Consider the following 11,740-nt stretch of genomic DNA (forward strand, 5'->3'; position numbering starts at 1 on the left):
GTCTACAGGCAAAGCATGACAGCACTTCTCTTCAGTGACGCCGCGCGCCGGAAACCCGTGTCTCAGGCGGCCGAGGCAAGAACCGCATCGCGACTGCCGATGAAGTTGCGGCCGCGCTCGCCAAGCAGCGCATCATCGATGGCCTTCAGCCAGTTTTCCCGCGTTACACCGTAATCCGTCGCTGTGGTCGAGACGCCGAGGCGGTGCAGGAATGATTCCAGCATGTCGGCGCCGGCAGCGAGATCGTCGCCGAAAATGCGGCGCAGAGAGGCGTCGCAATCGGCGTCATGGCCGGTTACGCTTCGCATGATCGCCGGCAGGCTGAACGAGCAGGCAATGCCGTGAACCGTGCCGTGATGCAGCGTCAGATAATAGGAAAGGGAATGTGCAAGAGCCGTCTTGGTGTTCGAAAATGCAAGGCCCGCCGACAGGCTCGCCCGCATCATGCGCTCACGCAGGCCGATATCGCCGAGATTGTCGACCAGCAGCGGCAGCACCCCGATAATTTCCAGCGCCGCAGCAACCGCATGGTTGGCGGATACCGGATTGGCGTTGACGTTCCAGATGCTTTCCAGGGCGTGAGACAGGGCGTCGAGCCCGGTGGAAAGCGCAAGCGCCCGCGGGACGCCAAGCGTCAGTTCCGGGTCCAGAATGGCGTATTGCGGGTAATATCGCGCATCGGCGAGCGAATATTTCTTCTTTGCGGCCGTATCCCAGACGGTCGCCCAGCAGGTGACTTCGCTGCCCGTTCCCGCCGTCGTCGGCACGGCTATGATCGGAAGATCGAGCAATGTCTCCGCTGCCGTCCGCCCCTCGAGAAAATTCTGGACTCGACTGAAATCGTCCCCGCCGGCCGAGAGAACCTTGGCCGTATCGATCACCGAACCGCCGCCAATCGCCAGAATGACTTCAGGCGTCCTTGAGGTCGCACCGAAGGAGCGGCAGGCGGCCTTCAGGCCATCAAAGCTGGGGTTTGGTTCGACATCGCGCACGATGACGGCGGGTTCGCCAATTTCTTGCGAGACACGGGCGACAAGCTGATCGAAAAACGGATGGTCATTGTAGGTCAAAAGACAATAGGCCCGGCTGCCAACGGCCTTCCTGGCCTCGGCGAGGGCGCCGGCCCCGAAAACGATCTTCACAGGATTGGAATAGGTCCAGACACGCATCGGCCGCTCCTTGGTTGCGGCGACTGAATGACCCGGCCCGGACAATAAATCCAATCCATATTTCTGTTGCGATCCATTGATAGTATCTATGGATGAGACCGCGCTGCAATCGGCGAGACGGACACAGGGAGTTTGCATGGCCATCGTCTTCACCCATCTGAGAGCTTTTCAGGCGGTTGCCACCCATCGCGGCTTCTCCGCCGCGGCGCGGGCACTCAGGGTCAGCCAGCCGACTTTGACAACCCAGGTCCGCGAACTGGAGGAGCGTTACGGTATCGAGCTTTTTCTCCGCCAGGGACGCCAGATCGAGCTGACCGAGGCGGGTCGTTCGCTGCTTGCCATCAGTGCGAGGCTGTTCAAGCTTCATGACGAGGCCGAAGAACTGCTCCTCAATTTCGGCGAACTGAAAACCGGCGCGCTCAAGATTGCCGCTGTCAGCCCCTTCCATGCCACGGATATGATCGCCCGCTTCATCGAGCGCTATCCCTCCTTCAAGGTCAACATGCTTCTCGGCAACTCCGACCGCACATTGAAGCGCATTCTGGAGCTTGAGGCGGATATTGCGGTCCTCGCGCACACGATCGATGACCCGCGCATCAAGACGGTCAGTTTCAGCACGCAGGAGATCGTTGCCTTCGTGAGCGAAGACCATGTCTGGTGGCAGAGGGACGAAATCGAGCTGGCCGAGCTGGCAGGCGAGCCCCTTATCCTCAGGGAGGAGGGATCGACCACCCGTTATGCCCTCGAACAGGCCGCCGAAGCCGCCAACGTCGTTCTCACGCCATTCATGGAAATCGGAAGCCGGGAAGGTGTGTGGAAGGCCGTGGAGCGCGGACTGGGGATCGGCGTCGTCGCCGATTTCGAGTTTGTCCCGCACCCGCGCCTGAAGACGCTGCGCATCTCGGACGGCATGATCAAGACCGAATACCGGCTGGCTTTCCTGGAAGACCGCAAGATGGTGCGATCCATCAAGGCATTTGTCGAGACCGTGCTCTAGCCTCGGCAATCGGGAGGAGATCGGCCTTTACCGGGATCCTTCCGGAACGACCCATAGATTTGGCCTATAGTACCGACAGATAATTTGGATTGCGCCGACAGGTCGCAGACTGTTTTTTGTCACGAAACTGTCATCATGTGACCTGTAATAAATCGCTTATTCGACCAAGGCAATTCACTGCGTAATTGTATCCAGTCCGGATCTATACATCGATAGACGGCCTGTATTGGACGATTCACATTATAATTCTGCTGGACGCATGAGATCTGTTCTTTTGCGAGCGGAAGAACCATGCCGACTTCTGGCGGAAGGAACAGGTGGCGATGACAGCGATAAAGGTCTCCAATGTCTCGAAGACTTTCGGCAAGACACGCGCATTGGACAAGGTGAGCCTGACCGTCGAATGCGGCGAGATGGTTGCGCTTATCGGCGCGTCTGGATCGGGCAAAAGCACGCTCATCCGTCACATTGCCGGGCTCGAGATAGCCGATGCCGGCGGTGGCCGCATTGATGTGCTGGGCGATCTCTGTCAGGAGAGCGGGCGTCTCAACCGACGCCTGAAGCGCGGCCGCGTTTCGGTTATTTTCCAGCAATTCAATCTGGTCGGCCGCCTTTCGGTGCTGACCAATGTCCTGATTGGTCACCTCGGCCGCACGCCGGGCTGGCGCGGCACGCTTGGCCTCTTCAATCGCGATGAGAAACACAGGGCGCAGGCGGCTCTGGAGCGGGTCGGCATTCCCCAGGTCGTCGCCCAGCGGTCCTCGACACTCTCGGGCGGCCAGCAGCAGCGCGCCGCCATTGCCCGTACATTGGTGCAGGAAGCGGAAATCCTGATTGCCGACGAGCCGATTTCGGCGCTTGACCCCTCCTCCGCACGGCGTGTCATGGACGTTCTCTCCGACATCAATGCCAGGGACGGCATCACCGTCGTCGTGTCGCTGCATCAGGTGGAATATGCGCGCCGTTATTGCCCGCGCACCGTTGCGATGCGCAACGGCAAGATCGTCTATGACGGACCTTCCAGCGCGCTGACGAACGAATTCCTGGCCGAACTCTATGGCGCGGCCTCGGAAGAACTGGTCCTGCCGGATGCTCCGGCAGGTCATGCCGCTCCGGCCATCAGGCCGGCGCTCCAGAGACTGCAGGCCCAGCCCCTGCCCGCCTAACCACGTTTGACGACACGGAGACTACGATGAACGCGATCCTGAAAAGCATGGCGGCGATGTCGCTCGCCTTTACTCTGGGGTCTGCAGCGCATGCGGCAGAGACCATCAACTTCGGTATTATCTCGACCGAATCCCAGCAGAACCTCAAGGGCAGCTGGCTGCCCTTCCTCGATGCGATGAAGGAAAAGACCGGCCTTGAGGTAAAACCCTTCTTCGCTTCCGATTATGCCGGCATCATCGAAGGCATGCGCTTCAACAAGGTGCAGATGGCATGGTACGGCAACAAGTCGGCCATGGAAGCCGTCGACCGCGCCGAGGGCGAGGTCTTCGTGCAAAGCGTCGCCTCGACCGGTGAGCCAGGCTACTGGTCCGTCGTCATCGTGCCGAAAGATTCGCCGGTCCAGACGATCGACCAGCTTCTGAAATGTGACCGGTCGCTCAACTTCGGTCTCGGCGACGTCAACTCGACCTCCGGTTATCTCGTGCCGATGACCTTTGTCTTCTCGAAGAACAATGTCGACCCGAAGACGTGCTTCAAGAACGTCACCAATGCCAATCATGAAACCAACGCCATGGCTGTGGCCAACCGGCAGGTCGATGCTGCGGCCAACAACACCGAAAACATGGCGCTCATCGAGCAGAACAACCCCAAGGCCTTCGCCAACATCCGCGAAATCTGGCGCTCGCCCCTGATCCCGGCCGACCCGATTGTCTGGCGCAAGGACCTGTCGGAAGAGGCCAAGACCAAAATCCGCGATTTTTTCCTGACCTTCGGCACCGATAAGTCCAAGGGCAATATCGAAGAGGAGAAAAAGATCCTCGCCGGCCTGAAATGGTCGCCGTTCCGCGCCTCCAACGACAACCAGCTGCTGCCGATCCGCGTCATGGAGCTGAGCAAGGCGATTGCCCAGGCGCAGGGCGATGCAAAGCTCGATGCCGCAACAAAGGAAACAAGGATCAAGTATCTGACGGCGCAGAAGGCAAGATACGAAGCCGAACTCGCCAAGCTCGGCAACTGAGCTGACCGACCATGAGGCAGGCCATCAGGCCTGTCTCCTCCTCCAATGCGGGACGAATTCCATGACCAAAGCGATGACGACAACAGACACTGCGGTGACCGTACCTTTGCCGAAGCAGCCGGGCGGGACGCGAAACGGTCTCATCCTGCTGGCCGTTGTCGCGGCGCTGGCCTATAGCTGGGCGCCGGCCGAGATGGGCAGATGGACCTATCTCTTCACCGATGCCGGCAACATGGCCGAATATGCCAGCGGTTTCATGAAGCCCGATTTCAGCGACTGGCGATATTATCTGGAAGAAATGGTCGTCACCGTGCAGATCGCACTTTGGGGCACGTTCCTCGCGGTCATTTTCTCCATCCCGCTCGGCATAGTTTCAGCGCACAACATGGCGCCATGGTGGGTGCTGCACCCCGTCCGACGCCTGATGGATATGTTCCGCGCCATCCACGAAGTCGTGTTTGCGGTGCTTTTTGTGGTGGCGGTGGGTCTTGGGCCGTTTGCCGGCGTGATGGCGCTCTTCATCCATACGACCGGCACGCTCTCCAAACTGTTTTCGGAGGCCGTCGAGGCAATCGATCCGCGACCGGTTGAGGCCATTCGCACGACCGGCGCGTCGCGCGTGCAGCAGGTCCTGTTCGGGGTCATCCCGCAGGTGCTGCCGCTGTGGATTTCGCTTTCGCTTTACCGCCTCGAATCCAACATCCGCTCCGCCACCGTGCTCGGCATCATCGGCGCCGGCGGGATCGGCCAGGTTCTGTTCGAAAACATCCGCGGTTTTTATTATCCGCAGGCCTCCGCGATGCTGATCATCATCATGCTCACCGTGAGCCTGATGGATCTTCTATCCCAACAGCTGCGCAAACTGGTGCTGTAACAGCGATACGGCATTCCCGGGCGAACGCCGCAAGGGTCTGGCGGCCCCGGCGCCCGCCATGAAACAGGCACCGGAGCATATGGGTCGGAGGCTGTCAGCGCCCGTGCTGTTTGCGCCATTCGGCGAAGGCTACCTGGTGTTCTTCCTTGGTGCAGGGGTAGAGCCCGATGATGGTCTGGCCGGCCTTGACCTGTTCCACCACAAAGTCTTCGTAAGCCGTCATTTCCACCGCCTCGGCCGCCACTTCATCGGCAATGCCGGCGGGGATGACGATGACGCAATCCGCATCGCCCACGATGATGTCGCCGGGGAAGACCGGCGCGTCGCCGCAGCCGATCGGACCGTTGATCTCAATAGCCTCGTGTTTGGTCAGGTTGGTGGGACTGGAAGGGCGGGTGTGATAGGCTGGAATATCCAGTTCGGCGATGGTGGCGGCATCACGAAAACCGCCATCGGTGACGATGCCCGCTCCGCCGCGAACCATCAGGCGCGTGACGAGAATATCGCCCGCCGATGCCGCGCTCGCATCCTTGCGGCTGTCCATGACAAGCACGTGGCCCGGCGGGCAGGTTTCGATGGCGACACGCTGCGGATGGGCGGGGTTGCGGAACTCCACAAGCTGGTTGCGGTCTTCGCGGGCCGGCATGTAGCGCAGCGTGAACGCCGGGCCCACCATGTTCTTGCCCTTGTGTCCCAGCGGGTGCACGCCCTGAATGACCTGGCTTCGCAGGCCACGCTTGTAAAGCGCCGTCGCCAGCGTGGCGACGGAAATCGTCATCAGTTTTTCGCGCGTTTCATTGTTCATTTCGGTCTCCTCGCAATGGCCGGATGGATGCGTTTCAAGTCCTGTGAATGGGCTCGTCGATAAAAACGCCGCCCTGATATTTAGCGATTGCAGCCTCCGGATCGGGGCGCGGCACATCGCGTTCGATTTCCGCGCGGTAGCGCGCGGCATTGTCGCGGCGCTGCCAGCCGAGAAAATCGACATGGGAATTGTCCCACCAGCTGTCGTCATTGGCGGAAACACCCCAGATGACCGGGCAGCCGAGTTTCGGCACGCGATATATGGCCTCTATCAGCGAAACGAAATCGTCATGGCTGAGCCAGGTGGACAGCATGCGCCAGTTCGTGGGTTTTGCTTCGCAGGAGCCAATGCGGACGATGGCCGTCTCCTGGCCGAATTTGGAATGGTAGAGGCTTGCCATCGCCTCCCCGAAAATCTTCGAGACGCCGTAAAGGCCGTCAGGCAAAAAGGGTGTATCGGGTGCGAGCTGCGTGCCCTGCGGGTAATAACCGATCGTGTGGTTGCTGGAGGCGAAAACAATGCGCGGCCTGCCGTTCGCCCGCGCCGCTTCATAGAGATTGTAGACCCCGCGCAGATTGGCGGCCTCGATAGGGTCGAAAGCTTTCTCGACCGAAATACCGCCGAGATGGATGATGCCGTCACAGCCCCTCACGAGATCGTGGACCGCCGGCTCATCCTCGAGCGCGCAATGAACAAGCTCTTCGTGACATGCAGGCGTGCCGAGATCGACGACATCCGAAAGCCGGATGGTCTCGGCGACATGGCCAAGCCGCCCGCGCAACATGCTGCCCAGCTTGCCGCCGGCACCGGTGATGAGCAATCGCTTCAACATGATAGCGCCTCTCAGAAAATATCGGGCTCGCCGGCGGTACGGCCGAAATCCGTCTGCAGGAAGTCGAAATCGCAACCTTCATCGGCCTGGGTGACATGCTTGGAAAAGAGATAACCATAACCGCGCTCATAACGCGGCGCGGGCGCCTGCCAGGCGGCGCGGCGGCGGGCGATTTCCTCTTCGCTGACCAGCATGTCGAGCCGGCGCTGCGGCAGGTCGAGGCGTACGATATCGCCGGTCTTCAGGAGCGCCAGCGGGCCGCCGACGAAGCTTTCCGGTGCGACATGCAGGACGCAGGCGCCATAAGAGGTGCCGGACATGCGGGCATCGGAAATGCGCACCATGTCACGGTGGCCCTTCTTGATCAGCGCCTTCGGGATGGGCAGCATTCCCCATTCCGGAAAACCGGGACCGCCGAGCGGACCGGCATTGCGCAACACCAGAACATGATCCGGCGTGACATCGAGGTTCTCGTCGTCGATCGCCTTCTTCATGTCAGGATAGCTGTCGAAGACCAGCGCCGGGCCTTCGTGAATATGGTATTTCGGATCGCAGGCGGCGGGCTTGATGACGGCGCCGTCAGGGCAAAGATTGCCGCGCAGCACCGCGAGCGAACCTTCCGCATAAACCGGATTGTCGAGCGAGCGGATGACGTCGTCATTATAGACCTTCGCACCCTCAAGGTTTTCGCCCATGCTGCGGCCGGTCACCGTCAGCGCCGAACAGTCGAGACGGCTTTCCAGCTGCTTCATCAGCGCCCGCAGGCCGCCGGCATAATAGAAGTCCTCCATCAGATAGTCTTTGCCGGAGGGACGCACATTGGCGATCAGCGGCGTAACCCGACCAAGTTCGTCCAGTTCATCCAGCGTCATCGGCACGCCGGCGCGGCGCGCCATGGCGATAAGATGCACGACGGCATTGGTGGAGCAACCGGTCGCCATGGCGACGATGGCGGCATTGCGAAACGCGGTCGCGGTCAGGATACGGTCCGGCGTCAGCTCCTCGGCCACCATTTCCACGATACGCCGGCCGCAACCTGCCGACATGCGCTGGTGTTCGGCATCCACCGCCGGAATGGAGGAAGCTCCCGGCAAAGTGAGGCCAAGGGCGTCGGTGATGGCGGTCATGGTCGAGGCGGTGCCCATGGTCATGCAGACACCGGCGGAGCGGGCGATGCCGCCCTGCACGCCTCGCCATTCCTCGTCGGTTACGTTACCGGCGCGGCGCTCGTCCCAATATTTCCAGGCGTCCGAACCCGAACCCAGCACCTTGCCGGCATAGTTGCCGCGCAGCATCGGACCTGCCGGCAGATAGATCATCGGCACACCGGCCGAGATCGCCCCCATGACGAGGCCCGGTGTCGTCTTGTCGCAACCGCCCATCAGCACCACACCGTCGAGTGGATGCGAGCGGATCATTTCTTCCGTCTCCATCGCCAGCATGTTGCGGTAAAGCATCGATGTCGGTTTGGTGAAGCTCTCATCGACCGAAAGCGAGGGCATTTCGACGGGGAAGCCGCCAGCCTGCAGCACGCCGCGTTTCACATCCTGCACGCGCTCGGGAAAATGCGAGTGACAGGTATTCAGCTCCGACCAGGTGTTCAGGATACCGATGACGGGTTTGCCGACAAAATCCTCCTCCGCATAACCAAGCTGCATCATGCGTGAGCGGTGGCCGAAGCTGCGCAGGTCGTCGGGAGCAAACCAGCGGTCGGAACTGAGTTTTTTATCGGTCATGTCAATGGTCCTGCGTTGCGGGTTGCGCCAAAGGCTGTCAGTCCTGCCGGAGCGTCAGCCCGCTCGTCGTATCGAAAAGATGAATGTGTTCCAGCGGCGCCGACAGGCGAATGACTTCGTCCGCCGATGTCGAGGTCTGGCCGGAAAGATGCAGCGTCACCCGGGTGCCATCCCCGAGAGTACCGTAAAGATAGGACTCACCGCCCAGCTGTTCGGCGGTGCGCACAGACATAGTCAGTGCACCTTCGCCACCCGCCTGCACATGGTTCGGGCGGATGCCCAGCGTCACCTTCTGACCGGGCTTGCAGGCAAAACCGGTCTGCGGCAGGGGGATCAATTCGCCGGTGGCGATCTTGAGCGACGGCGCTGCATCCGACGTTACTTCGCCGGCAAAAAAGTTCATCTTCGGCGAACCGATGAAGCCAGCCACGAAGAGATTGGCCGGGCGGTTGTATAGATCGAGCGGCACGCCGAATTGCTCGAGCTTGCCGGCGCGCAGAACGGCGATCTTGTCGGCCATGGTCATGGCTTCCACCTGATCGTGTGTCACATAGATCATGGTATTGCCGAGACGCCGGTGCAGGCTGGAAATCTCACCGCGCATGTCGACGCGCAGTTCCGCATCGAGATTGGAAAGCGGCTCGTCGAAAAGGAACACGCGCGGCTCGCGCACCACGGCGCGGCCGATGGCGACGCGCTGGCGCTGGCCGCCGGACAGGTCCTTGGGGCGACGCTCAAGAAGCTGGTCGATCTGCAGCATCTTCGAAACCTGGGCGATCTTTTCGGCGATATCCTTTTTGGAGGTACCGATATTCTCAAGCCCGAAGGACAGGTTTTCGCGCACCGTCATATGCGGATAAAGCGCATAGGACTGGAACACCATCGCAAGCCCGCGATCCGCGGCCGGCACCGTATTGACCACGTCGCCGCCGATGACGATATCGCCGCCGCTCAGTTCTTCGAGACCGGAGATCATGCGCAGCAGGGTCGACTTGCCGCAGCCGGAAGGGCCGACGAAAACACAGAACTCGCCGTGTTTGATATCGAGATCGACACCCTTGATCACATCGAGGGCGCCATATGTCTTTTTGACCTGACGAAGCTGAATACTTGCCATTGTCGTGTTTCCTCCCTGAGGATTATTTGCCGCCCGTCGATGCAATGCCGGTGGCGATGTATTTTTGCAGGAACATGAAGACCAGCGCGATCGGGGCGAGTGTCAGCACCGTCATGGCCAGCAGGTTGCTCCATTCCGTCGTCATCTCCCCCTGGAAGGAGTTGAGCGCCAGTTGCAGGGTGAAGTTGTCGTTGCGGGTCAGCACGATCAGCGGCCAGAGGAAATCGTTCCAGCGCCACATGATCGCAAGGATCGCAAGAACGGCAAGCGCCGGGGCCGAAAGCGGCAGGATGATGCGCCAGTAGATCTTCCACTCGCTCGCCTTGTCCATACGCGCCGCATCGAGGATTTCATCCGGGATCGTCAGCATGTATTGCCGCAGCAGGAAGACGCCTGTGGGCGTGGCGGCGCCGGGAATGATGACGCCCCAGAGACTGTTGATCATGCCGAGCTGGCTGGTGATGAGAAACAGTGGGACCAGCACGACGGTCTGCGGGATCATCAGCGTGCCGACGACCAGCGCCAGCACCACGCCCCTACCCTTGAACTGGTATTTCGAGAGCGCAAAGGCCGCCATGGAATTGACGATCAGCATGATGATGGTTGAGGTCACCGTGATGAAGGTCGAGTTCCAGAAATAGAGCGGGAAATTGAAGCGCTGGAAAAGCTCGGTGTAGTTTTCCGTCGCCAGCGCCACCTTTTCAGCCGGCTTCAGCTCGTTGAACGGCATCTTCAGGACTTCGGCTGGCTTGGCGGGATCAACCACCTGGGCCACGAGACCGATGCGTCTGATCATGCCGAACTTGCGGCCATCCTTGTCGACATAGGCCGGCAGCGGCGCCGCCTGCCCATCCACCACCACGGTTTCCTGCGTATAGGGCAGGAGGCGCGGCGGAAAGCGCTGGAGATCGGCCTCCGTCTTGAACGAGGAGAGCACCAACCAGACGACGGGACCGAACATCATCAGCACCGCCACGCCGAGATAGGCGTAGGACAGCCAGTCGGTCCAGTGCAGCTTGCCGTTGCGGCCGCGGGTACGGGTCAGAAATGCGCCAATCCTAGCCATCGACCTTGCTCCTGTTTGCCCGGAATTGCAGGGCGGTCAGCACCACCAGCACCACGGCGAGCAGCAGTGAAGCGGCAGCCGCAAGGCCGAAATTGCGGGGCGTCCCGGCAAAGCCGGTCTGATAGATGAACTGAATGATGAAGGTAGTCGCCGAACCCGGGCCGCCGCCCGTGAAGGCAAAGACTTCATCGAAGGTCTGCACGCCCTTGATGAGCGACAGGACGAGAACGACGAGCATGGTGGGAGCAAGCAGCGGCAGCGTAATGCGCCGGAAGATGCGCCAGGGGCTTGCCTTGTCGAGTTGCGCCGCCTCATAGACATCGCGCGGGATCGCCTGCAGACCGGCTAGAAGAATGAGCGTGTAAAAGCCCATATGCGCCCAGACTGAGAGGAAGACCGACCAGCCGAAGGCAAGGTTGGCTTCGAGCAACCAGTCGACCGAACCGAGGCCCAGACCCTCCATCGCCGCATTGAGAACGCCGAAACGCTGGAGAATCCACTTCCAGATCAAGGCCACAACGACGGGCGACAGCAGCACGGGGAAGAAGAAGACAGCGCGGAAGAAACCGCGCGCCCGGATATCGCGGTTGAGCACGATGGCCGTGATCAGCGAAAAGCCGACCATGAAACCCACCTGCAGCACCACGAAGAAAACCGTGTTCCAGACCGCGCGCCAGAACAGGTCGCGCTGACAGGAATTGGGGTCGAGGTAATTCTGGCAGGAAAGAAGGACCGAGAAATTTTCGCCGCCCACCGAAGGGCGCTCCGAAAGCAATATATGTTCGCTGCCGGTCACGGAATAGGCCATGTTCAGCACGATCGGCAGAAAGGCGAAGACCGCGAACAGGATCAGGTTGGGTGTGAGGAACACCCAGGCGATCCGCCGGTGGCCGAGAACCTTCTGCAGGAAGGCAAAGGGCAGTTCGACAATGCCCATGACGGGCGCAAGAAATTTATAC

Annotated in this window: 11 protein-coding genes; 4 read left to right on the plus strand and 7 right to left on the minus strand. The window is 60.6% G+C overall.

The window, feature by feature from the left end; translation table 11 throughout:
• Positions 1-62: 62 nt before the first annotated feature.
• Entirely contained in the window at positions 63-1,169 is a 1,107-nt protein-coding gene (gene psrA, locus N5D22_RS17490) for an iron-containing alcohol dehydrogenase PsrA (RefSeq protein ID WP_279657128.1), read from the minus strand.
• 136 nt (positions 1,170-1,305) lie between these two features.
• Here psrA and N5D22_RS17495 point away from each other — a divergent pair, with 136 nt between their 5' ends.
• The 4 genes from N5D22_RS17495 to phnE all read left to right on the plus strand — a co-directional run bounded on the left by N5D22_RS17495 (position 1,306) and on the right by phnE (position 5,225).
• Positions 1,306-2,166: a LysR substrate-binding domain-containing protein gene (locus tag N5D22_RS17495; RefSeq protein ID WP_279657129.1), complete on the plus strand. Its 861-nt coding sequence runs from the start codon at positions 1,306-1,308 to the stop codon at positions 2,164-2,166.
• A 323-nt stretch (positions 2,167-2,489) separates the two neighbouring features.
• Positions 2,490-3,332 carry a phosphonate ABC transporter ATP-binding protein gene (phnC, locus tag N5D22_RS17500; RefSeq protein WP_279657130.1) on the plus strand — a complete coding sequence of 281 codons (843 nt, stop codon included), beginning with the start codon at positions 2,490-2,492 and terminating at the stop codon, positions 3,330-3,332.
• A 26-nt stretch (positions 3,333-3,358) separates the two neighbouring features.
• A complete protein-coding gene (phnD, locus tag N5D22_RS17505; RefSeq protein WP_279657131.1) occupies positions 3,359-4,351 on the plus strand; it encodes a phosphonate ABC transporter substrate-binding protein in 993 nt (330 codons plus the stop codon).
• A gap of 61 nt (positions 4,352-4,412) precedes the next feature.
• The gene (phnE, locus tag N5D22_RS17510; RefSeq protein ID WP_279657132.1) at positions 4,413-5,225 is read left to right on the plus strand and encodes a phosphonate ABC transporter, permease protein PhnE; all 813 of its coding nucleotides are present in this window, start codon (positions 4,413-4,415) and stop codon (positions 5,223-5,225) included.
• 94 nt (positions 5,226-5,319) lie between these two features.
• Here phnE and N5D22_RS17515 read toward each other — a convergent pair whose 3' ends face one another.
• From N5D22_RS17515 to N5D22_RS17540, 6 genes are all read right to left on the minus strand, one after another.
• A complete protein-coding gene (locus N5D22_RS17515) occupies positions 5,320-6,030 on the minus strand; it encodes a ribonuclease activity regulator RraA (RefSeq protein ID WP_279657133.1) in 711 nt (236 codons plus the stop codon).
• A gap of 34 nt (positions 6,031-6,064) precedes the next feature.
• The gene (locus tag N5D22_RS17520) at positions 6,065-6,862 is read right to left on the minus strand and encodes an NAD(P)-dependent oxidoreductase (RefSeq protein ID WP_279657134.1); all 798 of its coding nucleotides are present in this window, start codon (positions 6,860-6,862) and stop codon (positions 6,065-6,067) included.
• 11 nt (positions 6,863-6,873) lie between these two features.
• Positions 6,874-8,598 (minus strand): L-arabinonate dehydratase, encoded by a 1,725-nt coding sequence (gene araD, locus N5D22_RS17525; protein WP_279657135.1) that lies wholly within the window; start codon positions 8,596-8,598, stop codon positions 6,874-6,876.
• 37 nt (positions 8,599-8,635) lie between these two features.
• Positions 8,636-9,715 carry a sn-glycerol-3-phosphate ABC transporter ATP-binding protein UgpC gene (ugpC, locus tag N5D22_RS17530; RefSeq protein WP_279657136.1) on the minus strand — a complete coding sequence of 360 codons (1,080 nt, stop codon included), beginning with the start codon at positions 9,713-9,715 and terminating at the stop codon, positions 8,636-8,638.
• Between the two features lie 22 nt (positions 9,716-9,737).
• Positions 9,738-10,781, minus strand: a complete 1,044-nt coding sequence (locus tag N5D22_RS17535) for a carbohydrate ABC transporter permease (protein ID WP_279657137.1) — start codon at positions 10,779-10,781, stop codon at positions 9,738-9,740.
• Positions 10,774-11,740 (minus strand): sugar ABC transporter permease (locus tag N5D22_RS17540; RefSeq protein ID WP_279703367.1); only part of this gene is annotated, 967 nt, incomplete at its 5' end. The genes N5D22_RS17540 and N5D22_RS17535, both read right to left, overlap by 8 nt.

Source organism: Agrobacterium sp. GD03872 (assembly GCF_029840625.1).
Taxonomy (GTDB): domain Bacteria; phylum Pseudomonadota; class Alphaproteobacteria; order Rhizobiales; family Rhizobiaceae; genus Agrobacterium; species Agrobacterium fabrum_A.

Excerpts from the sequence above, each read along its gene's own strand:
- psrA (WP_279657128.1), bottom strand. The coding sequence starts at position 1,169 with ATGCGTGTCTGGACCTATTCCAATCCTGTGAAGATCGTTTTCGGGGCC.
- N5D22_RS17495 (WP_279657129.1), top strand. The coding sequence starts at position 1,306 with ATGGCCATCGTCTTCACCCATCTGAGAGCTTTTCAGGCGGTTGCCACC.
- phnC (WP_279657130.1), top strand. The coding sequence starts at position 2,490 with ATGACAGCGATAAAGGTCTCCAATGTCTCGAAGACTTTCGGCAAGACA.
- phnD (WP_279657131.1), top strand. The coding sequence starts at position 3,359 with ATGAACGCGATCCTGAAAAGCATGGCGGCGATGTCGCTCGCCTTTACT.
- phnE (WP_279657132.1), top strand. The coding sequence starts at position 4,413 with ATGACCAAAGCGATGACGACAACAGACACTGCGGTGACCGTACCTTTG.
- N5D22_RS17515 (WP_279657133.1), bottom strand. The coding sequence starts at position 6,030 with ATGAACAATGAAACGCGCGAAAAACTGATGACGATTTCCGTCGCCACG.
- N5D22_RS17520 (WP_279657134.1), bottom strand. The coding sequence starts at position 6,862 with ATGTTGAAGCGATTGCTCATCACCGGTGCCGGCGGCAAGCTGGGCAGC.
- araD (WP_279657135.1), bottom strand. The coding sequence starts at position 8,598 with ATGACCGATAAAAAACTCAGTTCCGACCGCTGGTTTGCTCCCGACGAC.
- ugpC (WP_279657136.1), bottom strand. The coding sequence starts at position 9,715 with ATGGCAAGTATTCAGCTTCGTCAGGTCAAAAAGACATATGGCGCCCTC.
- N5D22_RS17535 (WP_279657137.1), bottom strand. The coding sequence starts at position 10,781 with ATGGCTAGGATTGGCGCATTTCTGACCCGTACCCGCGGCCGCAACGGC.